This window comes from Rheinheimera tilapiae (assembly GCF_042432165.1).
In the GTDB taxonomy this organism is placed as follows: Bacteria; Pseudomonadota; Gammaproteobacteria; order Enterobacterales; family Alteromonadaceae; genus Pararheinheimera; species Pararheinheimera tilapiae.
On the sequence record NZ_JBHLXP010000001.1, the window covers coordinates 1,487,807 to 1,510,107 of the forward strand.

Here is a 22,301-nt window from a genome sequence, read left to right on the forward strand (position 1 = left end):
GAGAGGAGTACATGGTTCGCACATTAAGTGAAGCGCCGGTAAGAGTGTTGATTGTCGAAGACAATCGCGACATTTGTGCGAACATCGCCGCATATTTGGAAAATCATCGGTATATTCTGGATTTTGCCTATGACGGTATCAGCGCGATGCACCTGGCGTTGACGCACCCGTTTGACGTGATTGTGCTGGACCTGATGCTGCCGGGGATGGATGGCCTGAGTTTCTGCAAAAAACTGCGCGCGGAGGCCAACATCGATAAGCCGGTGCTGATGCTGACAGCGCGCGACACGCTGGACGATAAGCTGAAGGGGTTTGCCGCTGGCGCCGATGACTATTTGGTCAAGCCGTTTGCATTGCAGGAACTACATGCACGACTGCAGGCGCTGTACAAACGCAGTCATGGTAAAACCGATAACCTGCTGACGGTCGGTGAGCTGAGTTTTAATAAATCGACGCTGCAAGTGTATCGGGCGGGACGACGAGTCGACTTGCATCCTGCCGGCATGAAATTACTGCAACGCCTGATGGAAGAGGCGCCGGCAGTGGTGGATCGCGATGCGCTGGAAACCTTGTTATGGGCGGACGAAGTGCCCGATGGCGATGCGCTGCGATCGCATATGTACAAGCTGCGACAGGCCATCGACCGGCCGTTCGACAGCCCGCTGATCCATACGGTGCATCGCATTGGCTATCGCATTGCTGAGGAAAATTAAGCGTGTATAAGTACAGTTTGCGCAAGCGTGTCGCTTTTGCCTTTGCGATCTGTGTGGCAGTGCTCAGTGTGGTGTGGGGTTTGGCTTTTTTTGGCGCGATCCGGCTGAGCGAAGACCGGGTGCTGACGCAACAACTGCAGGTTGCTGCCAAAAACTATCCGCTGCTGACAACGAACCTGCGTGGCTACAACGATGTGGCCAGCTTGCCGCCGTCATTGCGGGAATGGGCACAGACCAACCCGGCGGAGGGATTATACGAATTCGAAGCTGAAGAGTTGCATGTTGCGGTGATCCCGGCTGGTGAAAGGACAGGCAGTAATGCAATGCCGAATGCTTATGTGGTGTTCGATGTCGCTGGAATTGAGGCGGAATCAGCAGAGGATTGGTGGTTGCTGCTGCTGATCAGCACTGTAGTCGGAACGCTTGGTGTGCTGGGGTTTGGCCTTGGCGTGTTGGTGATGCGAAGAGCAGTGGCACCTGTGGCAGAACTGGCCAAAGCAGTTGCAGAGCTGGATCTGGAGCACCTGTCGACTGACGATCATAAACGCATCGATTCTGGCCGGTTTGGTGATGATGAAGTTGGTGTGCTTGCCGGCGCGATTGAGAAAACGCTTGAGCGGATCAATGCATTTGTTACGAGGGAGCGCGACTTTACCAGTGCCGCCAGTCATGAGTTACGCACACCGATCACGGTTATCACCGGTGCGCTGGAGTTGTTGGAACAAAGTGATTTGGCAGAGCGTGATGTGCAGACCCTTGATCGCGTGCGGCGTGCGACGCTTGATATGACCACGACTATTGAAATGTTCTTATGCCTTGCCCGCGAAACCGACGATGGATTATATGCAGAGCAGTTTCTGGTGACGCCGCTGGTGAGGAGGGCAATAGATCTGCAGCGCCACTTACTGAGCCGCAAATCTGTTGATGTTGAAATTGAACATCTGGACAACCCTTGCATCTGCGGCCATCAACAGGCGTTTTTTATCGCGGTGAATAATCTGGTGCGCAATGCGTTCGAGCACACGTATGCAGGACAAGGGCCGATCTCAATCCTGATCAAAGCACAGGAGCTCTTGATCACCAATCAGCTGATGACCAATCAAGTGAGCACCAATCAACAACACCATGACGTTGATGGCCAGTTTGCGCCAACCGGGGCGCCGTCTCAGGGTTATGGTTTGGGGCTAGGCATAGTGCAAAGGTTGTGTGAGCGCAACGGTTGGCGGTTTTCGCTGCTCGTTGCTGAGCAGCGCGTCGTTGCCTGTTTGTCGTGGTGAATCCACTAACTTCAACCGCACTGGTTTTTCAGGTAACGGCGCGGCTGGTCCACGCCGTTACTGCATCCTAGTTAGAACAGGTAAATAAACCCGACGCCGATTTCGGCTTCATAGCTACTGCGGGCGATTGGGCTATCGCGGACTTCACTGCCAAAATACTCGTACAGTGCTTCGCCATAGATCTGCCAATGTTCATCAACATAACTGCGGAAATTGTAATTGACCCCAACGGAGCGTAAGCCGCCGCTGAGGTCGGTTTGTTTGAGGCCGGATGCCATCGCCTGGGCTGCGGTGATGCCAAAACCTTTGTTGGCGTATTCGCTGTCGTGAACAACCACGACCACATTCACTTCAGAACCGCTGCCGTCGTTCTGACTGCCGAATCTGCGACCGACGCCAAATAGACCAAGGTTGCCGTCGCTACCGGTGACGACACGGCCGACCAGCCAATAACGCCAATCGGCATCGAAAGCGCGACGCGCTTGCAGCACGAGTTCAGCGCCTTCTTTCTGCTCACCGAGCCCGCGCAAGTGACCATCGTCGGAGTCACTTTCTTTGCGCCCTTCGTCGAAGCCGATCAGTGCCTCAAATAACCAGGTATTGGCACGAACACCCCGCCAGCCGAGCGCTTCACCGGCAAAAAAATACACATCGTCACCCTGGCGCCATTGCAGCCCGCCAGCAGGCTCGATCTCGAGGCCAAATTCGTCGGAGCCTTCGTAGGCTGTTTCATATTCAACACCAAAGCCAAGTCCCAGGCTCCAGCCGTCCTTGCCTCTGGAAAAGTCGTCTACGGACGGCAGAGGCACCAATGCGGCGTTGCTGTCCTGTGCCGATGCGGTTTGGCTGCAAATCGTCTGTATCAGCAACGCCAACAGCAAAGTTGTAAGTTTTTTCATCTGGGTTTTTTCCTTGGTGCGATGGCACGTTTCAGCGGTTCAATCCAAGGTTAGTACTTGATCATTCGGTGTACAGATCATTTGCCGCCACTTTTATCGGCTAACGAGCGGGGCGGTTGTCGGCGGGGAGTGTTGAGTGAGTGTTGAAACGGGGTCGAAACCCTGACTATAGCAGCCGTGCTGCTGCTCACTCTGTTGTTCAGCCAGCAGGCGGCGGCTGCTGCGACGTTTAAAACCAATATGATCCAGTTTGATCCCTGGACATGCTTAGTGGCAGGAGGCGATGGCTCGCAAACCGAAGGCATCATCGTTGACCTGCTCAATGAGTTTGAACGGCGCAGCGGTTATAAAACTGAACGCACTATGGTGCCGTACGCCTGGGTTGAACAAAACCTGCAGCAGGGCAGCACCGATTTTTCTTTGATGGCCTGGGGCGAAGCCTGCGCGCGCTATGCCGAGCGGAGCAGTTGCCTGGTGCCGTTGTCGTTTGGCGTGCGGGCCCGGAAGAATTTTCACATTCCCGATTATGACGCGTTGTACAAGATCCGTATCGGCACGCCGCGCGGGCTGAAAATTGCCCCGCGTTATGATGCCGATACTGTGATGAATAAACAGCTGGTGCTGGATTACACCACCGGCGTATAGCGACGCTCTACGGTCGCTGGCGACAGCAAATTGCCGGCCCAGATCCAGCATTCATTCCAGCATCTACCACCGGCAAGCACATCAATTTGATTTGCCGGATAAATCAAATTGATGTACCTTCAAAGAATGCAAACCGGAGGTGAGCCATGGCCGCGTCATACCAAACCACAACCATTCAAGCCACAACCAATCAAGCCACGCCTGGTCAGGCAAAGACCAATCAAACAGTGTCCGACGCCTGCGCCGTATCCGCGGCAGTTTTTGAGAACAAACGCAGTTATCTGCAGCTGGTGCGCGACGGCGTTTCCGGCGACAAAGTCAAAACTCTGCTGCAATGGCTACCTGAATTAAAACCCGTACTGGTGATTGCGTTGTCGATCAGCGCCGCCAATATCAGCCGCCTGTATAAAGGCACTTTACCCAGCCATCAGGCCGAGCCGGTGCTGGATATCCTGCAATTGATTTGCCGTTCTGAACAGCTGTTTGGCACAGAGATGGCGCGGCAGTGGCTCAATAGCCCGATGCCGGCGTTATCCGGCGACAAACCTATCGCGTTATTTGACAGTTTCGTTGGCCGCAAAATGGTCGCCGATGTGCTGCAAGCTATTGAATTTGGTGACTTCAGCTGATGCAGCTGTACCGCATTTGCCCGGAAGCCTTTCTGGAGAATTACAGCGGCGAGGGCGCCAGTTTCAGAAGTGGCGGCCGCTGGAATCAACCCGGTCAGCGCGTACTGTATTTCGCCAGTTCTGCCGCAGTGGCAATGTTGGAAGTGGCCAATTATCTGCCGTCACCGCGCTTTGTGCCGAAAAGCTACCGGCTTGGGCAATATCAGTTACCCGATGCGCTGGTCAGCCGCTTTCAGGGCGCTATGCCCGCTGACTGGGACAGCTTTCCGTATCCGGTCAGCACGCAACAACTCGGCAGCGACTGGCTGCACAGCCAACAAAACGTGCTGCTGGAACTGCCGAGCGTAACAGTACCGCCAGGCCTTGGCAGCATTCTGCTATTTAACCCCAGTCACCCAGACGCCGCACAGCTGCGCCTGCAGCAAGTATTCCACGATATCTATAACCCGCGGCTTTTTGCCGGCATGGGGATATAACCGGGTTGGAAACCCGCCAGTTTCAATAGGGCGCTGGCATCACGCCGACTAAGGTTGCCGACCGCCACTTGTGATTCAAAAACGCAGCCAAAGCAGTGCCCTCAGCGCAGCAATTCTGATCTATGAAATGTAAATTAAATGTTCATCGCCAGATCAACGGCGCCACGCCCGCTTTCGTTTTTTACAAAGCGTGCAACAGCGACGAAGAGATTGAGATCAGTAGATTTTTTCGGTAGTGTTAACTGATGTTAAAAAATATCAAAGGCACAGCGCAGGCTTAAAAGCGTGCGTTTTGCATTTGATTAATATGTTAGCCGTTAATCGGGTTTTATAGTTTTTGGCAGGTTGTGCAGCCAACACCAGGGAGGTGGCTTTGTTCGGGCAGTGCGTTGCTTGGGTAAAGTGCAAACGGAAATTGCGTTCTTCGTTTCCCTTCTGGTAGTTTGGTGTTCACCAATTATTTACAGGCTCCGTTCAGCACTTTTTGGCAGCAAGCTGCAAATGTCAGCTGTTTGCGGGGTAAGTTTTAAATTTGCACGTGCGGTGTTGTCTAGGTTTTAGCGTTGCCCTTATCTGGGCTCTCGGCTAACAAATCGCGGCACTTGCGGCCTGCGGCCGCAGCGACGTCAACTGCGATGCAGTTTTCCGCGCGTGCGCTCAGCGTTAATGGTGCAGCTATGTGGAAGAACTACGAAGTAGATGAAAGCAAAGATCATAAGGTGGCTATCTGCCAGTCTTCCGAAGGACGCCGCTATTTCGAATTGGTTGAGGCTAGCGTTACTTACGATAACCCAGACCTTATCTCAATGACCGATATAGTCCCTTATGATTTACTCTTTCGGAGAGCATTTGAAGAAATTTTAGAGTCGTCAAATTTTAGCAATGGTATGGTCTTTGGCGTTGATCCTCATGGAATATGGTTAACACTAGACGAAATTAATTCTTTCCAAAAAGGTGTTCCAGATGATCAAATTCAATGGCTTAACGGAATGCCTCCAAATTTTCTACCACGCTAGCGAAAGCCATTAACAAGCGCAGGCACGGCGACGGCTTTTTCGTTGCGGCTCCGCCTTCACTACAAAGCCGCGCGTGCTGCGGGCGTTTGGCATCAATCAAATACATCCGCAATGGAGCTGTGAATGAGGAAAGTTGTAATTTTCAGTAAAACGAAGAGTTTCTGGTCAAATGATCCTGACTTAGATTTACTTAATGCTCAGATTCAAGAGATGGAAAGTGATGGTTGGGAACTAGTATCTGCAACAGCAAATACAAGCTTATTTGGAGCTATTCATTCCTTTACATTGGTAATCGAGTTAAACGAAAAACAACACGTAACAAAAACATAATATTGAAAATTCTGCCCGCTTTATGGTGTGTGCACCTAACAAGCGTCTTAAACAACGCGGTCTGTGGCTGATGGACTCGCAACAAGTTGATCGCCGTTAAGGCGATAGTTAGGCTTGAAGAGGAATAGTCCTATGAAATACTTGGTGTCAATATCGTTATTCTTGGTTGGCATAATCCATTTGATTCCTCTTAGCGGTGTGCTAAGCGCTGAAAAGTTATTTTCGCTCTATGGAATTCTCTTTGATGAACCGAACCTTGAAATCCTCATGCGTCATCGAGCTGTTCTATTTGGGATACTGGGAGGTTTCCTGGTTCTTGCGGCGTTTAAACAAACTTTCCAATTGGCCGGGTTATTAGCTGGTTTTATCAGCGTAATATCGTTCTTATACCTCTCGTTGGCCGTTGGAGGTTACAACGAACATATTGCCCGTGTATTTTGGGCAGATATCGTAGCTTTGGTCTTGCTTGTCTTCGGGTATATCGGCTATGTCGTTAATCAACGACGAGTCTAACAAGGCCCAGCAGTTCGCAGCCTTTTGCTGCCTTACTCGCTTCGCTCGCCGCTGTGGGCATCGTTAGTCATAAAGGCGAAATCCAATGAGCAACTCAGTGCATTTAGGTTTTGTGTCAATTCTTCTCTCGCTAGTCATGTACTTTGCATTTCTCAGTTTTCAGAAAGATGACGTTGGATTAGAAGTTGATAACAGTTCAAAATGCCCGGGTACGTGCTGTCTAAGTCGTTGTGAAACGCATAAAGTTGAAGTGCTAGATGCCCAAAGTTTGCGTTTTAACGGCGGCCTGTTCTCCCCAGAAGAGTTCGGCAACCACCTAATACAGGCTCATAAAGAATGTAAAATTGGTGTAGTTCATGTACTTGCTACCCCAGAGCTTCGTCACGAAATAGTATTAAACGTCACTAACAGAGTCTTAGGCGTCGCTCCAAATTCTGAAATCATCTGGGGCCGTGTCAATGACTAACAAGGCGAGGCACTTTGCGGCCTGCGGCCGCAGCGACGCTCACCAAGGTTTGCACGCTTGCGCTTATAGTTGTGTTGTTCCATAGCCTCATAAAAAGGAGTTTATTTTGGGTGGTGTAAGTATTTGGCAGATTCTTTTGCTATTCGTAATGTTTTTAATCTGGGTGTTACCTTGGGTGCTTGCTTTAATATCAAAAAAGGCAAAAGGAATGCACAAGATAATCTGGTTTCTAATGTCGTTTTTTATATCGTGGATTGGTTATTTAGTTTATTACTTCGTTGTGATCAAAGAGCTGCCAGAGAACAATACATAACAAGCAAGTCTTATTCGCCCATGCAGCGCATGGGCTGCGACGGCAAAACGCATGCGTGTTTTTCCGCGCTAAATTTGGTAGTTCTCGCTCGCATACCAGCCGTTCTGGGTTTTCAGGCCTTCGTCAGATAAGCGCCGTCGCTCTGGTGCAGTAGGGCGCTACGACTTCTACAGCCACAAATTATGGCTTCCTAGCTGCGTGTCCAGCATAGCCCCATCCAGACTAACCCCATAAAAAATAGTCCCATCAAAAATAGTCCCGCTGTTTGGATGCTCCGGCATGCCGAACCAACATTGCTTATGTCGAATGTGCTGCGGCCTTCATCGCAGCATCAGCCCGCAGAACATCCTGACCCGGTTGAGCCGCATGGCGTAGGTGCTGATCCGCAGCGCCGTTCGCCCCGCCTAGCCGTCGTTTGCACCCTCTGGGTCGTTGCCTGTCACATAGACATTGCTCCTTTGTTTCATCCACGCCAGTCTGTAAACCAAATCGGCACCATAGCCAGGCACTATCGCCAGGCATTTATCCAAAGGAAATATCATGATCCAGAACCCTGCGGCCAATGAGGCCATCTCTGTTACTCCTGCCATGCCGGCTACATCGGCCCTTACCCAAGGCCGCCTGGTGGGGTTTGGCATGTTGGTCAGCTTCGCCCTCGGCATGTATTCCAACTTCCAATTACAAAGCGATTTGTTCTCCAACGGTGGCTTTATGGTTCAGGCCGGGCAGCAGCCTTCGTTGGTTGGTATCATCGTTGTGCTGGGGCTGATCACCGGCCTGATCTCTCTGGCGATAGCCGCGACTTTCCGCCAACGTATGGCCGCGCAGATGCCGGTGTTAAGTCTCTGTTACCTGCTGCTGGTGACGGCTGGATTCGCCATGAGCCAGGTGGAGCACACAGTGCTGCTGGCCATGCGCCCGGCCAGCGAGGCCTTCCAGACAGCCGGACCGGAAGCGGCTGCGAGCTTTGAAGTGGTGCGGGAGCTGCTGGGCGGCCTTCGCAACGGTATCCACTTCCCTGACAAGCTGGTCGGCGGCTTGAGCGTTTTCGTGCTCTTCTTCTTGCTCAAGCGCGCCCGGCTGATCCCGGCAGCTCTGGCCTTAGCGGGTATGATCGCTGCCGCCTGCCAAATGTCTACGATCCTGCGTGAGTTGTTCGGCTATGACATCATTTACGCCCTGCTGGCGCCGCTTGCTCTGGTCTACCCGGCGACCGGTATCTGGCTGCTTATCAAAGGCTTCGCTGCGAAAGAAAGCACGTCATCGATGCGCTGAACACCCGCAATTGCAAACGCGTCCGGCCCGCGACGGTATCGTCTGCGGGCTGTGGCGTAGCTGGTGGCCATGCCGTCCGTGCTGACCTTTCACGCTGTTCATCCCAACACCGAGATCAGATCTCCCTGCTTTTAACCGGTTGCTTGCCAGGTTTCCACCACGCCCCATCGCATCGTCAGGCTGGAGCTGAGGATTGAAGGGCCGTCACTTTGGTGGCCCTTTCGTTGCAGCAGTAAACTGCATATAGCAATTGCGTCCTTCGTTCCCGTTCTGGTAGTGTATTTTTCACTATTTGTTTACAGAATCTTCTTTGCGCTGGTGGACAGCTAACTGTATTTGTCTGCGCTGCGCAAATTGGCTTATTTGCGCACAGCGAAATGCCTGGACTGAAGATGACCACAATGACCTTGCTGTTTACAGACAGTTGCGGCGCCAGGCGGTTTTCGATTTTGATAACTTCACTAAACAAACAACAAGCAAAAGCAGGGAAAGGATGACAAATACAATATTGAAATTGATGCTGGCAGTGATGTGTTTTGTGCATATGCAGGTGTTCGCTGCGCTGCCGTTAATGCAAACCGAACAACTCAGTATAAAAAGCCAACTATTGGCCCAGTCACGCGAGTTGATTGTCTATTTGCCTGCAGACTATGCGCAGTCAAAACAACAATATCCTGTGTTGTATATCACTGACGGCGATATTCAGGGCGCGCATACCGCTGGCACTGTTGATTATCTATCAAAGTTTGATCTGATCCCCGCGATGATAGTGGTCGGGATTGTCACGCCGCGTCAGCAACGTGTAGAAGAACTGACCTTAGCGCAAACCACTACAAAGCCTCAGAAGCTGGCCGGCGCTGATCTTGTGCTCGCCCATCTTGAACAAGAAATCATGCCATTCATTAAAAGCCGGTATCGTACTTCAGATTATCAGGCACTGGCAGGCACGTCGCACGGCGGTCAGTTTGCCGTCAATGCCGCAATAAAGCGGCCAGGGTTGTTCAATGGGGTTATTGCAATAAGCCCTTCATTGTATTGGAATAATAATCAAGTTATTGATTTGGCAGCTGCAGCTTTGAAAACCCAGAGCATCACAGGGCGGTTGTTTCTGTCGATTGCAAACGAAGAGCCTTTGATGACCAATGCTTTTCAACAGCTGGTCGACTTCACCAATCAATATCCGACGGCAAAACTGCAAGTACTGGCAAAGACTTTTAGCGACGAAAGTCATGACTCGACAACTTTGGTAGGGCAATACCATGGCTTGAAACACCTGTTTGCCAATTGGGCGATCCCCAACACCCCACAGAATCTAACTGATCTGCAGGCGGTTTTTAATGCCAGATCGCAGGTGCTTGGCCAAAAACTGCAGATCCCGGAGGACAAGGCCAATGGTTATAGTCAATGGCTACAGTATTTAAACCGTCAGGATGAGACATTAGAACTTTTGGTATGGAACAGAAAAAACTATCCGCAGTCCTTTAACGCGCACATCAGCCTCATCAAGGCCTATTTGCATTTTAAGTTAACAGATAAAGCAAAAGCCGCTTATAACGAAACCCTGCAGTCGCTAAAAGGTATCACTGCGGCACAACAAGCTGAGCTGGACGCATTGTTCAATGTTAAAGCAAGTTAATCAAAGTTAAAGGCGGCCTGCAGAGTCAGCGATGGCTGGTTCTGCCAGCCTTTTGCCATCGGGTGTTGTGCTGGTAATTTTTGTTCTGCTGGACTGGATTGAACTGGAACAGCGTTTGATGTGGGAACTTGCCGACTTTTTTATCCTGCCGAAGTATCGGGGTGGCTGGATCGCATTAGAGGCGGTCCGGCAGGTCATTGCACAAGTGGGCCAACCGATGGCGGCATCAACATTTAAAGACAATAAACTGGCCCTGCGCTTTTTTACCGCAGTGTCAAAACGGATCCGGCTGGATTCTGTGCGTGCGGTGGAAGAGGAAGAAACGTCGCCATTTTATACCTTTATGATCAATGAGATTGAGCGTCAGGAGGCAAAGCCTGGTGGTTAATCGCATTGAATTTACCACCTCACTGCAACCGTTTTCACCACGCGTTGCAAATGAATCGCATCACCGCTTTCACGAAATAACCATTTTGTCGGATAGTGGCTTTGTGCCAATTGCGGACATTCTGACGCTGGTAACTGTGATGTCCGCTAAGAGTTAATAGCGGAATATAACGCCGCCGGCACTATGCTAAAACGCTACGTACATGGCATCGGCAGCGACGACCCTTTAGTCAGTTACGACGGCAGCGGCACCACCAGCCCCACATACCTGCTCGCCGACGAACGTGGCAGTATTATGGCGGAAACCAACAGCGCCGGCACTGTCACCACCAAACACCAATATGGCCCATATGGCGAGCCGATTAACCAAAGTGCATCACGCTTTCGGTACACCGGCCAAATCCTGCTGCCCGGCACCGAGCTTTATCACTACAAAGCCCGGGTGTACCATCCAAAGTTAGGTCGCTTCCTGCAAACCGACCCAATTGGCTACAAAGACGGCATGAACTGGTACGCCTATGTCGGCAATGACCCAATGAATGCGACTGATCCTGATGGTCAGATCGCCAATTTTATTGGTAAATTCATCGTAGATGTTGCCTTAGAAGTGGCGCTGCAAGCGGCAACCGGTCAGGATATTAACCTCAGTTCGGCACTCAGGGAATCTGCTGAAGGTATTTTAGACCCGACAAAAACGCTTAAAAAAGCAGATAGACTTGCAAAGACTTATCAAACCTATACCAAACGTAATAGCATCACTGGTGAGATCTATTCAGGGCGGACTAGTGGCAAAGGCACAGCTTTTGAGAATGTACAGAAACGAGATGCCAAGCATCATTTAAAAGAGGAAGACGGATGGGAGGCTGCTGAGTTGGATGCCTCGCACCATGATAAAGGTGCCATCCGCGGTCGTGAACAGCTATTAATTGAGCAAAATGGTGGTGCCAAATCAGAAGGCGGTACTTCAGGAAATAAAATTAATGGTATTTCCCCTAACAACAAAGAAAACCGGGGTAAATATATCAGAGCCTGTGTGAGAGCTAAGTTATGTTAGAAAAACGAAAAGTGTTGCGATTAAAAAAAGGCGATGTATTTAGATGGCAAATAGCTGATGGATTGTATGGTTACGCCCAATATATAGAACCGACCTTAACGGTATTCTTTTCAAAGTATTCGACAGGACCTTTAGAAGCTAAAGATCTCATAGATTTACCAGCAGCTTTCAAGCTTTGTGTCTACAAATCTGCGTTTAAAGATGAAAATAGTGAAAAAATCGGCAATATTGCCGTTCTTGCCGAAAATGGAGTGAAGCCCACGACATTTAAGCAAGACATTATATCTGGCGGGTTGTTTATTTATGATGAAAGTGGGCACCCAAATAATATATGGCGTCCTGCAAGTTATGAAGAATGCAAAAATATAGAAACGACTTCTATATGGGAGTTTGGTCATGTGCGAAGACGTTTACTGGAGCTTTACGATAAGAAACCCAATCGTTGGACTGGCGAGCATGTCATCGATAAAGAAAAACTAGCTAAGTATCTTGAGCAACAAAAGCAGTAAGATAGTTTGAAAAGTGGTGATAGCCGCATATGAGTATCTGTGCGGCTATTTTTATGACCAAAAAAAGGAATATTCTGTGAGTTGGGATTTTTATCAGTGTTTAGTTAATGACAAGCCCGCATCGATTTATCTGAATTTGGGATTGGCCAGCAGAGTGCCGTTGGCTGGTTACCCGGAGTTGTTTTATCTGCGTATTCCGATGTGCCAGCCGCGTGAAGACGGCTTATCCAGTCAGGCCGAGTTTGAAACGCTCAATCAGATTGAGAATAAAGTTGTCGAGGCTCTGACTGCAGATAACAAGATGATTTATGTGGGCCGTCTCACTTCCGATGGTTGCCGCGACCTGTTTTTTTACAGTAGCAGTGATGATATAGACGAAGAAGCCTTGGAACTTAGTCTGAACGATTTCTCTGAATATGCCTGGGAAGGCGGTATCAATCCTGACCCTGAGTGGGAGATGTATTTCCAATTGTTAATGCCATCAGAGACACAGCTCGAAAGCATTAAAAACCGCCGGGTTTGTGATGCCATGGCAGATAAAGGAGAGGCGTTCACAACACTGCGTGAGATTATGCATTGGGCATATTTTGCAACCGAAACAGCAGCTTCAGAATATGCCGCTAAGGCGCAGGCTACGGGCTATCAGGTCTTGGGTACGCAATTGCAAGATAATGACGACGAGCGCTATTGCGTGCAGGTTAGCAATATAGGTATTCCATCACACCAACAAATTGACGAGTATACATTGCCTTTATTTATGGCTGCAGCAGAGCTGGGTGGGCGCTATGACGGCTGGGAGTCAGCGGTCAAAACCATGTGATTTCTAGCGGGCTAAAGCGCAATAGTAATTTCTTAAGTAACCCGAAACACCCATAGTGTCCACCGAACTATGGGTTTCCTATTTTTGGTTCTCAGGCTAATCCCACAATGTCCGCAACAGCAGCAAAGCGGACATTTATTTTTTCGAAAATCAGTCATTTTTAGATCTGCTTTTCGCTCTTAGCTGATGATCAATTAGCTGGGGGATTGCTGAAACTGGTGGTTAGGTGAAAGTGCCACTGGTGCTAAACAGCCAACTACACTGTTTGTGGTTGCCGGTGCTTTCACCGGTTTTTGTTTGACTGATCCTGCCACTGGAGGCCTATGCGCTATCTGATTGCTCTGATTTTTATCACTTTTGTCGCTATGGTTCAGGCTGAGACGGCTGCGCCTCTGCAACCGACACAACTGCTCGGAACCTGGCAAGTTGACCTCAGACCCACACCTGATGCCAAACCTTACTTGCAGCAATTTGTGGTGACAAAGGTTAATCCGGATCACAGCTTCGAAGGCACTTTTTACGGCGCGCCTATCTCGCAGGCCCGCATCAATAAAGACTGGGGAGCGATCCGCATTGCTTTTGTCACGGCTGATCAGTCTGGTCCTTACAACCATTCGGCCGTGTTGCAGGGGACAAAGTTGGAAGGCCTGACTAACTCGACCGGACGGGACTTTTTATCCTACTGGAGCGCCGCGAAACAGTAACGGTCGCCGCTCTTTTACCAATTAATTCCTCTGCACAGAGTCTGATATTTGCAGCAAGCTCTGCCTTGAGTTCCGTTCCATCACACCCAATAGCTATGTAACCGATGCCACATCAGGCAATCATATGGACTTGTTGCAAAATTTCGTGTCCCCAGCGGTCTTATTTATTTATGTCGCCGTGGGCGCTGGGATTGTATTGTTGTGCTGCGCAATGGCAAAGTTAATCCGCTGGGCGAAGCGCAGGCCGGCCGGTGCTTATTTTTTTCTGGCACTGATGCCGCTTATATCGTTATTTCCGATCCCGCCGGCGGAAATCAAAAAGCTACAGCAGGTCAAACAGGAACAGGTCAAACGCAAGCAGGAAGCAGGTGAACCGCCGTCGGATGAACCGACCGTTTGAGCGTCGCGATTCGAATGTGATAGCTTGATTCGACAAACCGATCCCATTGCCGGCCCACCAAGGAGCATGTAGTCATGCAGGACTATCTGTTATTGATGTACAACGATGCGACCGATCAAGCCGCGGCCGCCGATGATAGCGCCTGGCAGAGGTATTTTGCCTTCCTGCACCAAAGTGGCTGCTTTGATGGCGGCAGTTCCATTGGCGCAGGCCAGTCATTTCGTAAAAGCGGCACCGCAGCAGGCAGCGCGGATCAACTGTCCGGTTTTATCCGCGTTCGCGCTGAAGACTTGCTGGCGGCGCAGCAGTTTCTGACCGGCAATCCGATCTATGAGGCGGGCGGGACTGTCGAAATCCGTGCGTTACCAAGGGACTGAGATGCTGAAAACACTCACCGCCAGACTTCGTAAAAGCCCAACCGGGATGGATGCCAATGACTAAAAGCCGCTTCAACATCAATAGGTTCGTCATCGCCGTATTATCGGTTTGGCTCAGTGCACCGTTACTGGCGCAAACGCAGCAGGTGGACCACACCCAAGTGTTCACGGCAGCAGTTCCTTCTGAAGCGCAAGTGCTGCAGGCGGCTCAAGCCAGTTTTGCCGAGTATTTTCAATTGCTGGCGCTGCCGAATGACGCAGTAGTCGCGGCTGATATCCAGCAAAATACTGATTTCCTGCAGCAGTCGTTTAACCGGCGTGGCTTTACCACGCAGCAGCTGGCCAATAACGGCAAACCGCTGCTGTATGCCGAATATCGCAGTCCGGTGCCGGATGCAAAAACGCTGTTGTTTTATATGCACCTCGATGGTCAACCGGTGTTGCCCGAGCAGTGGTCACAGCCAAGCCCTTGGTCGGCTGTAGTGAAGAAGCGTAATCAGCAAGGCCAGTGGCAGGCGGTTGACTCAGCGTTGCTGCAGCACAAACCGCTGGATCCTGAGCTTCGGGTGTTTGCCCGCGCGTCGGCAGACGATAAAGGCCCGATCATGATGTTGCTGGCGGCCTTTGATACGCTCAAAGCGGCCGGGCAGGCGCCGGCGTTCAACGTCAAAGTGTTACTCGACAGCGAGGAAGAAAAAGGCTCACCAACGATTAAAACCATCGCCAAAGCCAACGCAAAACTGCTGCAGGCCGAAGGATTGTTGATTTTGGACGGCCCGCAGCACGCCAGCAACAAACCCACGCTGGTGTTTGGCAACCGAGGCGCCACCAGCCTGACGCTGACGGTCTATGGGCCCAAAGCTCCGCTGCACAGCGGCCATTATGGTAACTATGTACCAAACCCGGCGCAGCGTCTGGCCAGGCTGCTGGCCAGTATGAAAGACGATGATGGCCGCGTGACGGTGCCTGGCTATTACGACACAGTGCATCTGTCGGCGACAGAACGTGAGGCGTTAGCCACTGTGCCGGATGATGCTGCGGCGCTGTTAAAGCGTACCGGCATCGCCCGGCCTGATGCGGTGGGCGCAAATTATCAGGAAGCGCTGCAATACCCGTCGTTGAATATCCGCGGTATGCAAGCGGCGGCGGTGGGAGACAAAGCCGCCAATATAATCCCGCATCTGGCGGTGGCTGAGCTGGACCTTCGCACCACACCAGAGGCTGATTCTGCTTATCTGACGGCTTTACTGCAGCGTCATATTAAAGCGCAGGGCTGGTATTTAACCAAAGGCGAGCCAACTGACGCCGAGCGCGCCAAATACGATAAAATCGCATCATTGACCCCAGGTGCCGGTGGCGATGCGGCACGCACGCCGCTGGATTCTCAGCTTGGTAACTGGGTTTATGCTGTGCTGCTCCAAGACAGTAACTCAGTGGTGCGAGTGCGGATGATGGGCGGCAGCTTGCCAACTGAACAGCTGGTTAGTGCGCTGCAGATGCCTTTTGTCATCCTGCCACTGGTCAATGCCGACAACAATCAGCACAGTTTTGATGAAAATCTGCGTATTGGGCATTATGTTGACGGCATACAAACCTTGCTACGGTTGCTGCGTACGCCTTATTAAAACAACACTTGTTCAGGGAGAACAACATGGATACTGCAAGTCAGGTCAAAGCCAGTCTTGAATATGAAGAAATGCTGCATCAGCAAAAGTTATTGGATGAATATCAGTGGCTTGGTTCACCGTATCCGCAGGCCAGTAACATGGTGCTGTTCGCTCTGGTGGTGCTGACTTTGCTGTTGTGCCATCAGTTCGCTCTGGTCGATGCGAAAACGCTGTTAATCTTGCAGTGGGCTTCGGGTGCCTATTCTGTCATGTGCGGTATTGCCATGGCGGAGCGAAGAAGAACCAACCGGCGGATGGACTTGCTGTTTCGGATCATGCAGCATCAGCTGGCAACCAGACAGCAAAATGGCGTTGAACGTCATACTCCTTCAACTCAGGCTCAACCATCACAGGCGGCAATGACGGTTGGTGACTAGCACGTCAGCGCGCCGTTAGATTATCGCCAGATGTCATTACTACATCAAAGTGCAACATCAATGCACCTACATTAAAGGACCGGCAATGGAACTGGAACAAAATAACTACCTGATTGCAGCTGCGGTTTGTTGTGTATTGGCGGCGCTCGCGCATGCTGGTTGTATCCTGTTTGGCGCTGACTGGTACCGGTTTTTTGGTGCCGGTGAGGCGATGGCGCAAATGGCGGAAAAAAAACTGTGGTATCCGACAGTGGTCACCGCCGGGATCACCGCGGTGCTGCTGATCTGGGCGGCCTATGCGCTGGCCGGCGCTGGCGTATTATCCGGATTGCCGCTGACCAGAACTGCGTTGATATTGATTAGCGCCGTGTTTTTATTGCGTGGATTAGCATTTGTTTGGCTGATGCCAAAGTTTCCGGAAAATTCTCTGACTTTCTGGTGGGTCAGTTCTTCGATTTGTTTGGTTATCGGTAGTTTGTTTGCCATTGGCACTGTGCAGCGTTGGCAGGTACTGAGTAGTAGCGCGTGAACTGCGGGTGGGTTGCCGCAGCCACGACATGAGCAGTAAGAACCGGTCTGCGGACCGGTCATTGTTTTGCATTTATCAGGCGAGAGATTTTATGTATCAGGGTAGCTGTTTGTGTGGTGCTGTGACGCTGGAAGTGCATGGGCCCATTGATTCGATCATTCATTGTCACTGTTCTAAATGCCGCAAAAGCAGTGGCACTGCCTATGCGACCAACGGCTTCATAGCCACCTCTGCGCTGCGGATCATCACAGGACAGGCACAGCTGGCGGCCTTTGAATCTGCGCCAGCTAAACACCGGCATTTCTGTCAGATATGCGCCAGTCCGGTGTACAGCAGCAACGCTGCAGTGCCGGATAAATTGCGCTTACGGCTGGGGATCCTTGATTCTGAAATTGTTGAACGGCCGATCTCGCACAACTTTGTCTCGTCAAAAGCCTGTTGGGACGATTTGGATGCAGCGCTGCCACGCTATGATAGCTATGAGCCGGGCCGGGTCTGAGTAAATTTACTTCAGGTTGTTACAACCATTCGGCTGCCTGCTATCGACTCTCTGTAAAACCAACAGGGAGTCTGAGAAGAACAATAGCTTTTTCACCGTCCGCCCAATCTTTATGACTATTTGCAGTCTCTGCTTAGCAGGACACGTCAGCGCCGCAACATCTGTGGCACTCGACCGCCTTGATCACGACATGACCGGACCCCGCACACAAGTATTAGTGTTGGGCACCGTGCATTTAAGTGAATTGCCGGCCGGTTTTAGCCCAGCCAAACCCGATCCACTCATCGCTAATATCGCGGAAACATTTCGTGAACAACCCGGCGCGCGGGTGTTATCGGTGGTTGGGGTGTCACACAAACCCTGGTTTGATCATTGGTTAGGGCAGCTGCAGGGCGTTGAGATTGTTGCGGCCGATGACTTGCTGAAATAGCGCTGTCATCGGGTCTGTGCAAGCGGGCTGACCAGACCCTGTTGCCACATCCGGGGGACTTTGTTGCTTTTCAGCTGTTGGTTGTCATAAGAGGAAAGCACCATTGCACTGGCTCCTAACGTGACCAGGGCGATCATCCACTTATGTCGCTGAGTTAAGGGGCTGCTGCTGGATGAGTGATAAAACGCGATTAAACAGACCAGCATCAGTTGGGTGAGCGGCATCACGATAACTCCCGATAACTGCGCATAAAACAATGCTGACATAATCGACAGTAATAATGCAGTGTCAGTGGTTTGATGCGCCACACTGCGTAGTTTTTTCAGGGCGGTGACAAGCAAACTGCAAACCCAGAGCAACAGGGTCAGAAACGCCAAAAAGCCGTATTCATACAGAATTTGCAAAGATGCATTGTGCGGATGAGCGTTTGACAGCGGTTTTCCGTCGGCCCAGGCAAAACTCATCGGGCCATAACCGAGCCAGAACTTCTCAGGGATATGATTTAGCACGTAAAGCCAAAGTTCTGTCCGCCCTGAACTGCCGGTTCTGAATCTTAAATTTGTTTCGCCAATCACCCAATAAGGCAAGGCGATAATAAACAAAGCCCACAAAATAAGCCCCAGTAGCATCGACTGGAAAAAAGCACGTAGCAAAACAGCTCGGACCGCCGGCAGGCTGAAGCAACTGACCAGCCCGACAGCAATCATCAAAGATAACCAGGCGCCCCGGGCTTCCGTCTGCATCATCACCATCCAATGCCCTGCCATTAAAAGCAGTGACATCCGCTGAAATGGCCGCAGGGACAGCAGTAAAAATGGCAACAACAGTAGCGGCAGCAGCATCACCTGTAGCTGATTTAAGATGCGTGGATTATCGAAACCGGAGATCAGGCTAAAGATGCCGGGTTTAGTCGCAGTCATTAAATGCTGGAGTAGCTTTAAGGAAAACTGTAATAAAAACAACAAGGAAAAGAGTACGGTAAACCAATAGAGCGCACGACAAACCGCCGGTTTCGACAGCGTGTTGCAGCAAATGCTACAGATAAAAAATGCCACCACGAGTAAACCAATGTTGGCGAGCTCTACGAAGCCCCAATACGGATGGGCACAGCTTACTGCGGACGCACAACCAACGATAAAAAATACTAGGAGTGCAGCAACCGAGCTGGGCGCTAATTGCGGGCCGCGCAAATGGCGGGCAGAGCTGAGAATAAATGCCGAGCATGCGATCACGGTAATTACGAGGAAACGTTTAAAGTCAAACAGACTACCGATATTGACGAGCCGGGCAATGCTGGATGCAAACAGAGTTCCGGCTAAAAACACGGCTGCGTAGAGCGCTAAAGACAAACTTGCAGATGACTTCGAAAACACGCACGGGCTCCGGAGAAGTAAACGTGAAGTACAATTTGATGCCAATACACAGATATTGCAGGCGGGCCTCTGCAGGTTTTGAACTCTGGCATTTTAAGGCGGGTGGATTCTACGTATCTTTTGCTGTCATGTAAAAAAAATGTTTGATTAAAGTGTGTGCAGGCAATGACTTATGCGTTTTTTAGTTAGCGGATGGCTGGGCATCGGCAGCGACGCCATGGTTGAACTTGCCAAAAACCAATAATCGTTCCCAAAATCAGATCAAATGTGCCACTACTCTTGCAGCAGCTGTGCTGGCATTTGCGCCGAAATCGCTAAAAGTTATCTGCAACTGGTTTCTAATCAAAAAATGTGATGAATGTGACCAATTTAAGTCAGTTTCCTAAATCGTAATTCGCGACTACCTTTAATCCAACTCAGATGGCGCAGCTCGCTGCTGCGGGAATTAACTTTTGACTTGAACCCAACAGAAGGAAACCTCAGATGGATAGCAACAAATCAACAGGCGGCAAATGTCCGGTGATGCACGGTGCCAACACCACAGCTGCCAATGCGACGATGAACTGGTGGCCAAACGCACTGAATCTCGACATCCTGCACCAGCACGACAGCAAAACCAATCCGATGGACCCGGGCTTTAACTATGCCGAAGCCTTTAAAACGCTGGATCTGGAAGCCGTCAAAACCGATTTAAAAGCGCTGATGACCGACTCACAGGACTGGTGGCCGGCTGACTGGGGCCATTATGGTGGCCTGATGATCCGACTGGCCTGGCACTCGGCCGGCACATATCGCATCGCCGACGGCCGCGGCGGTGGTGGCACTGGCAGTCAGCGGTTTGCGCCATTAAACAGCTGGCCGGATAACGGTAACCTTGATAAAGCCCGCCGTTTGTTGTGGCCGATTAAACGTAAATATGGCAACAAATTATCCTGGGCCGATTTGATGATTTTGGCCGGCAATATGGCTTACGAATCGATGGGCCTGAAAACCTTCGGTTTTGCCGGTGGCCGCGAAGATATCTGGCATCCGGAAAAAGACATTTATTGGGGTTCGGAAAAGCAATGGCTGCAGGCTTCCGGTGGTGAAGGCAGTCGCTACAGCGGCGAGCGCGATTTAGAAAACCCGCTGGCGGCGGTGATGATGGGGCTGATTTATGTTAATCCGGAAGGGGTGGACGGTAATCCGGACCCGCTGAAAACGGCGCAGGATATGCGCGTGACTTTTGCCCGCATGGCGATGGACGATGAAGAAACCGCCGCTTTAACAGCCGGTGGCCACACCGTTGGTAAAGCGCACGGTAACGGCAAAGCCGAACATTTAGGTGCGGCGCCGGAAGGCGAGGACATCGAAGCGCAAGGCTTTGGCTGGCTGAATAAATCCGGCCGTGGTATTGGCCGCGATACGGTCACCAGCGGCATTGAAGGGGCCTGGACTACTAATCCAACGCAGTGGGATAACGGCTATTTTTATCTGCTGTTTACCTATGACTGGGCACTGACCAAAAGCCCGGCTGGCGCCTGGCAGTGGGAGCCGGTCAATATCAAAGAAGAAGATAAACCGGTGGATGTGGAAGACCCGACTATTCGGCGCAATCCGATCATGACCGACGCCGACATGGCACTGAAAATGGACCCGGTTTACCGCAAAATTGCTGAGAAGTTTTATGCCAACCCGGACTATTTTTCCGACGTGTTTGCCCGAGCCTGGTTTAAGTTAACCCACCGCGATCTGGGGCCAAAAAGCCGCTATTTAGGGCCGGATGTGCCAGCGGAAGATTTGATCTGGCAAGACCCGATCCCTAAGGTCGACTATTGCCTGACCGATGCGGAAATCGCCGAGTTAAAAGCCAAGACCTTGGCGCTTGGCATCAGCGCCAGTGATTTGATTGCCACCGCCTGGGACAGTGCCCGCACTTTCCGTGGCTCAGATTATCGTGGTGGTGCCAACGGTGCGCGTATTCGGCTGGCGCCGCAAAAAGACTGGGAAGGCAATGAGCCGGCCCGTTTAGCCAAAGTACTGGCCGCGCTGGAAACTTTGCAGCAAAGCCTGAGTAAAAAAGTCAGTCTGGCGGATTTGATTGTACTGGCCGGCAGTGCTGCAGTAGAGCAAGCGGCCAAAGCAGCTGGCGTGGATATCACAGTGCCTTTTGCGCCGGGGCGTGGTGATGCATCCGCTGAGCAAACCGATGCCGAATCCTTTGCCGTGCTGGAGCCGGTGCATGATGCGTTCCGGAATTTCCTGAAAAAGGATTACGGTCCGGCACCGGAAGAAATGATGTTGGACCGCGCGCAACTGATGGGCTTAACCGCCCATGAAATGACCGCGTTAGTCGGTGGCATGCGCGTGCTCGGCACTAACTTTGGCGGTAGCCCGCACGGCGTGTTCACCGACAGAGTAGGGGTACTCAGCAACGATTTCTTTGTCAATCTGACCGACATGGCGTACAGCTGGAAACCGGTTGGTAAAAACAAGTATGAAATCGTCGCGAGAAAAGATGGTCAGGTGAAATGGACCGCGACCCGGGTTGACCTGGTATTCGGCTCCAACTCAGTACTGCGCGCTTACGCTGAAGTGTACGCCCAGGATGATGGCCAGCAGAAGTTCGTACACGACTTCGTCAACGCCTGGGTCAAAGTGATGAATGCAGATCGGTATGATTTGAAGTAATTCGCTGTTTAAACGATAAAAAACGCCGGCAAATGCCGGCGTTTTGTTGTTTATTATCGGGGATATGAGATGTATACGGCGTTGTTGAAGGCGACTTTTGGGGCAGAAGCGGGCTTTGGTGACACCCGTTGTGCGACAACCGGTGGGTTTCGCTGCGCTCTACCCACCCTACGATCGGGCCGCTGGATCGTAGGGTGCAATGAGCAAAGCGAATTGCACCTTTGATTCCTGTCGCAACATCAAACAGCCTGAACGGAATGTCTGCAACTCGCTCACAGCTGCAGTTCCCAAAAAACCGGTAAAGCCAGCACCAGCAG

Annotated in this window: 27 protein-coding genes; 25 read left to right on the forward strand and 2 right to left on the reverse strand. The window is 51.2% G+C overall.

Annotation, left to right across the window (positions count from 1 at the left end; all coding sequences use genetic code 11):
• The first annotated feature begins 11 nt into the window (after positions 1-11).
• The gene (locus ACFFJP_RS06315; protein WP_377241556.1) at positions 12-713 is read left to right on the forward strand and encodes a response regulator transcription factor; all 702 of its coding nucleotides are present in this window, start codon (positions 12-14) and stop codon (positions 711-713) included.
• A gap of 2 nt (positions 714-715) precedes the next feature.
• The gene (locus ACFFJP_RS06320; RefSeq protein WP_377241558.1) at positions 716-1,990 is read left to right on the forward strand and encodes a sensor histidine kinase; all 1,275 of its coding nucleotides are present in this window, start codon (positions 716-718) and stop codon (positions 1,988-1,990) included.
• Positions 1,991-2,061: 71 nt separating this feature from the next.
• Here ACFFJP_RS06320 and ACFFJP_RS06325 read toward each other — a convergent pair whose 3' ends face one another.
• Positions 2,062-2,889 carry a MipA/OmpV family protein gene (locus tag ACFFJP_RS06325; protein WP_377241560.1) on the reverse strand — a complete coding sequence of 276 codons (828 nt, stop codon included), beginning with the start codon at positions 2,887-2,889 and terminating at the stop codon, positions 2,062-2,064.
• Positions 2,890-3,066: 177 nt separating this feature from the next.
• Here ACFFJP_RS06325 and ACFFJP_RS06330 point away from each other — a divergent pair, with 177 nt between their 5' ends.
• The 22 genes from ACFFJP_RS06330 (at position 3,067) to ACFFJP_RS06435 (ending at position 17,941) form a co-directional block, all read left to right on the forward strand.
• The gene (locus ACFFJP_RS06330) at positions 3,067-3,534 is read left to right on the forward strand and encodes a type 2 periplasmic-binding domain-containing protein (RefSeq protein ID WP_377241562.1); all 468 of its coding nucleotides are present in this window, start codon (positions 3,067-3,069) and stop codon (positions 3,532-3,534) included.
• A gap of 146 nt (positions 3,535-3,680) precedes the next feature.
• Positions 3,681-4,163 carry an antitoxin Xre/MbcA/ParS toxin-binding domain-containing protein gene (locus ACFFJP_RS06335; RefSeq protein WP_377241564.1) on the forward strand — a complete coding sequence of 161 codons (483 nt, stop codon included), beginning with the start codon at positions 3,681-3,683 and terminating at the stop codon, positions 4,161-4,163.
• The gene (locus tag ACFFJP_RS06340) at positions 4,163-4,639 is read left to right on the forward strand and encodes an RES family NAD+ phosphorylase (protein WP_377241566.1); all 477 of its coding nucleotides are present in this window, start codon (positions 4,163-4,165) and stop codon (positions 4,637-4,639) included. Before ACFFJP_RS06335 ends, ACFFJP_RS06340 begins: the two co-directional genes overlap by 1 nt.
• A gap of 677 nt (positions 4,640-5,316) precedes the next feature.
• Positions 5,317-5,655 (forward strand): hypothetical protein, encoded by a 339-nt coding sequence (locus ACFFJP_RS06345; RefSeq protein WP_377241568.1) that lies wholly within the window; start codon positions 5,317-5,319, stop codon positions 5,653-5,655.
• Positions 5,656-5,778: 123 nt separating this feature from the next.
• Complete coding sequence (locus ACFFJP_RS06350; protein WP_377241570.1) at positions 5,779-5,985, forward strand: DUF4177 domain-containing protein; 207 nt, start codon at positions 5,779-5,781, stop codon at positions 5,983-5,985.
• Between the two features lie 132 nt (positions 5,986-6,117).
• Positions 6,118-6,498: a hypothetical protein gene (locus ACFFJP_RS06355; protein WP_377241572.1), complete on the forward strand. Its 381-nt coding sequence runs from the start codon at positions 6,118-6,120 to the stop codon at positions 6,496-6,498.
• 85 nt (positions 6,499-6,583) lie between these two features.
• On the forward strand, positions 6,584-6,964 hold the full coding sequence (locus ACFFJP_RS06360) for a hypothetical protein (RefSeq protein ID WP_377241574.1): 381 nt from the start codon (positions 6,584-6,586) through the stop codon (positions 6,962-6,964).
• 123 nt (positions 6,965-7,087) lie between these two features.
• The gene (locus tag ACFFJP_RS06365) at positions 7,088-7,408 is read left to right on the forward strand and encodes a hypothetical protein (RefSeq protein ID WP_377241576.1); all 321 of its coding nucleotides are present in this window, start codon (positions 7,088-7,090) and stop codon (positions 7,406-7,408) included.
• A gap of 409 nt (positions 7,409-7,817) precedes the next feature.
• Positions 7,818-8,552, forward strand: coding sequence for a DUF4386 family protein (locus tag ACFFJP_RS06370; RefSeq protein WP_377241578.1), 735 nt, complete (start codon positions 7,818-7,820; stop codon positions 8,550-8,552).
• Between the two features lie 493 nt (positions 8,553-9,045).
• On the forward strand, positions 9,046-10,188 hold the full coding sequence (locus ACFFJP_RS06375; protein ID WP_377241580.1) for an alpha/beta hydrolase: 1,143 nt from the start codon (positions 9,046-9,048) through the stop codon (positions 10,186-10,188).
• Between the two features lie 31 nt (positions 10,189-10,219).
• Entirely contained in the window at positions 10,220-10,576 is a 357-nt protein-coding gene (locus tag ACFFJP_RS06380; protein ID WP_377241583.1) for a hypothetical protein, read from the forward strand.
• A gap of 183 nt (positions 10,577-10,759) precedes the next feature.
• The gene (locus tag ACFFJP_RS06385; protein WP_377241585.1) at positions 10,760-11,629 is read left to right on the forward strand and encodes an RHS repeat-associated core domain-containing protein; all 870 of its coding nucleotides are present in this window, start codon (positions 10,760-10,762) and stop codon (positions 11,627-11,629) included.
• On the forward strand, positions 11,623-12,138 hold the full coding sequence (locus tag ACFFJP_RS06390; protein ID WP_377241588.1) for an Imm26 family immunity protein: 516 nt from the start codon (positions 11,623-11,625) through the stop codon (positions 12,136-12,138). The genes ACFFJP_RS06385 and ACFFJP_RS06390 overlap by 7 nt, the downstream gene beginning before the upstream one ends.
• 76 nt (positions 12,139-12,214) lie before the next feature.
• Positions 12,215-12,958 (forward strand): DUF695 domain-containing protein, encoded by a 744-nt coding sequence (locus ACFFJP_RS06395; RefSeq protein ID WP_377241591.1) that lies wholly within the window; start codon positions 12,215-12,217, stop codon positions 12,956-12,958.
• 323 nt (positions 12,959-13,281) lie between these two features.
• Positions 13,282-13,662 (forward strand): hypothetical protein, encoded by a 381-nt coding sequence (locus ACFFJP_RS06400; protein WP_377241593.1) that lies wholly within the window; start codon positions 13,282-13,284, stop codon positions 13,660-13,662.
• 211 nt (positions 13,663-13,873) lie between these two features.
• Positions 13,874-14,062: a hypothetical protein gene (locus tag ACFFJP_RS06405; RefSeq protein ID WP_377241595.1), complete on the forward strand. Its 189-nt coding sequence runs from the start codon at positions 13,874-13,876 to the stop codon at positions 14,060-14,062.
• A gap of 74 nt (positions 14,063-14,136) precedes the next feature.
• Entirely contained in the window at positions 14,137-14,439 is a 303-nt protein-coding gene (locus ACFFJP_RS06410) for a YciI family protein (protein ID WP_377241597.1), read from the forward strand.
• A 56-nt stretch (positions 14,440-14,495) separates the two neighbouring features.
• On the forward strand, positions 14,496-16,064 hold the full coding sequence (locus tag ACFFJP_RS06415; protein ID WP_377241599.1) for a M20/M25/M40 family metallo-hydrolase: 1,569 nt from the start codon (positions 14,496-14,498) through the stop codon (positions 16,062-16,064).
• Between the two features lie 26 nt (positions 16,065-16,090).
• Positions 16,091-16,483 carry a hypothetical protein gene (locus tag ACFFJP_RS06420; protein ID WP_377241601.1) on the forward strand — a complete coding sequence of 131 codons (393 nt, stop codon included), beginning with the start codon at positions 16,091-16,093 and terminating at the stop codon, positions 16,481-16,483.
• 85 nt (positions 16,484-16,568) lie between these two features.
• Complete coding sequence (locus ACFFJP_RS06425) at positions 16,569-17,012, forward strand: hypothetical protein (RefSeq protein ID WP_377241603.1); 444 nt, start codon at positions 16,569-16,571, stop codon at positions 17,010-17,012.
• A gap of 28 nt (positions 17,013-17,040) precedes the next feature.
• Positions 17,041-17,511, forward strand: a complete 471-nt coding sequence (locus ACFFJP_RS06430) for a GFA family protein (protein WP_377241605.1) — start codon at positions 17,041-17,043, stop codon at positions 17,509-17,511.
• Positions 17,512-17,701: 190 nt separating this feature from the next.
• Entirely contained in the window at positions 17,702-17,941 is a 240-nt protein-coding gene (locus ACFFJP_RS06435) for a hypothetical protein (RefSeq protein ID WP_377241607.1), read from the forward strand.
• 5 nt (positions 17,942-17,946) lie between these two features.
• Here ACFFJP_RS06435 and ACFFJP_RS06440 read toward each other — a convergent pair whose 3' ends face one another.
• Entirely contained in the window at positions 17,947-19,314 is a 1,368-nt protein-coding gene (locus tag ACFFJP_RS06440) for an O-antigen ligase family protein (protein WP_377241609.1), read from the reverse strand.
• 483 nt (positions 19,315-19,797) lie between these two features.
• On the opposite strand from ACFFJP_RS06440, the gene katG reads away from it, so the two are divergent.
• Positions 19,798-21,984, forward strand: coding sequence for a catalase/peroxidase HPI (gene katG, locus ACFFJP_RS06445; protein WP_377241611.1), 2,187 nt, complete (start codon positions 19,798-19,800; stop codon positions 21,982-21,984).
• Positions 21,985-22,301: the final 317 nt, after the last annotated feature.

Excerpts from the sequence above, each read along its gene's own strand:
- ACFFJP_RS06315 (WP_377241556.1), top strand. The coding sequence starts at position 12 with ATGGTTCGCACATTAAGTGAAGCGCCGGTAAGAGTGTTGATTGTCGAA.
- ACFFJP_RS06325 (WP_377241560.1), bottom strand. The coding sequence starts at position 2,889 with ATGAAAAAACTTACAACTTTGCTGTTGGCGTTGCTGATACAGACGATT.
- ACFFJP_RS06335 (WP_377241564.1), top strand. The coding sequence starts at position 3,681 with ATGGCCGCGTCATACCAAACCACAACCATTCAAGCCACAACCAATCAA.
- ACFFJP_RS06340 (WP_377241566.1), top strand. The coding sequence starts at position 4,163 with ATGCAGCTGTACCGCATTTGCCCGGAAGCCTTTCTGGAGAATTACAGC.
- ACFFJP_RS06345 (WP_377241568.1), top strand. The coding sequence starts at position 5,317 with ATGTGGAAGAACTACGAAGTAGATGAAAGCAAAGATCATAAGGTGGCT.
- ACFFJP_RS06350 (WP_377241570.1), top strand. The coding sequence starts at position 5,779 with ATGAGGAAAGTTGTAATTTTCAGTAAAACGAAGAGTTTCTGGTCAAAT.
- ACFFJP_RS06355 (WP_377241572.1), top strand. The coding sequence starts at position 6,118 with ATGAAATACTTGGTGTCAATATCGTTATTCTTGGTTGGCATAATCCAT.
- ACFFJP_RS06360 (WP_377241574.1), top strand. The coding sequence starts at position 6,584 with ATGAGCAACTCAGTGCATTTAGGTTTTGTGTCAATTCTTCTCTCGCTA.
- ACFFJP_RS06370 (WP_377241578.1), top strand. The coding sequence starts at position 7,818 with ATGATCCAGAACCCTGCGGCCAATGAGGCCATCTCTGTTACTCCTGCC.
- ACFFJP_RS06375 (WP_377241580.1), top strand. The coding sequence starts at position 9,046 with ATGACAAATACAATATTGAAATTGATGCTGGCAGTGATGTGTTTTGTG.
- ACFFJP_RS06380 (WP_377241583.1), top strand. The coding sequence starts at position 10,220 with ATGGCTGGTTCTGCCAGCCTTTTGCCATCGGGTGTTGTGCTGGTAATT.
- ACFFJP_RS06385 (WP_377241585.1), top strand. The coding sequence starts at position 10,760 with ATGCTAAAACGCTACGTACATGGCATCGGCAGCGACGACCCTTTAGTC.
- ACFFJP_RS06390 (WP_377241588.1), top strand. The coding sequence starts at position 11,623 with ATGTTAGAAAAACGAAAAGTGTTGCGATTAAAAAAAGGCGATGTATTT.
- ACFFJP_RS06400 (WP_377241593.1), top strand. The coding sequence starts at position 13,282 with ATGCGCTATCTGATTGCTCTGATTTTTATCACTTTTGTCGCTATGGTT.
- ACFFJP_RS06405 (WP_377241595.1), top strand. The coding sequence starts at position 13,874 with ATGGCAAAGTTAATCCGCTGGGCGAAGCGCAGGCCGGCCGGTGCTTAT.
- ACFFJP_RS06410 (WP_377241597.1), top strand. The coding sequence starts at position 14,137 with ATGCAGGACTATCTGTTATTGATGTACAACGATGCGACCGATCAAGCC.
- ACFFJP_RS06415 (WP_377241599.1), top strand. The coding sequence starts at position 14,496 with ATGACTAAAAGCCGCTTCAACATCAATAGGTTCGTCATCGCCGTATTA.
- ACFFJP_RS06420 (WP_377241601.1), top strand. The coding sequence starts at position 16,091 with ATGGATACTGCAAGTCAGGTCAAAGCCAGTCTTGAATATGAAGAAATG.
- ACFFJP_RS06425 (WP_377241603.1), top strand. The coding sequence starts at position 16,569 with ATGGAACTGGAACAAAATAACTACCTGATTGCAGCTGCGGTTTGTTGT.
- ACFFJP_RS06430 (WP_377241605.1), top strand. The coding sequence starts at position 17,041 with ATGAGCAGTAAGAACCGGTCTGCGGACCGGTCATTGTTTTGCATTTAT.
- ACFFJP_RS06435 (WP_377241607.1), top strand. The coding sequence starts at position 17,702 with ATGACCGGACCCCGCACACAAGTATTAGTGTTGGGCACCGTGCATTTA.
- katG (WP_377241611.1), top strand. The coding sequence starts at position 19,798 with ATGGATAGCAACAAATCAACAGGCGGCAAATGTCCGGTGATGCACGGT.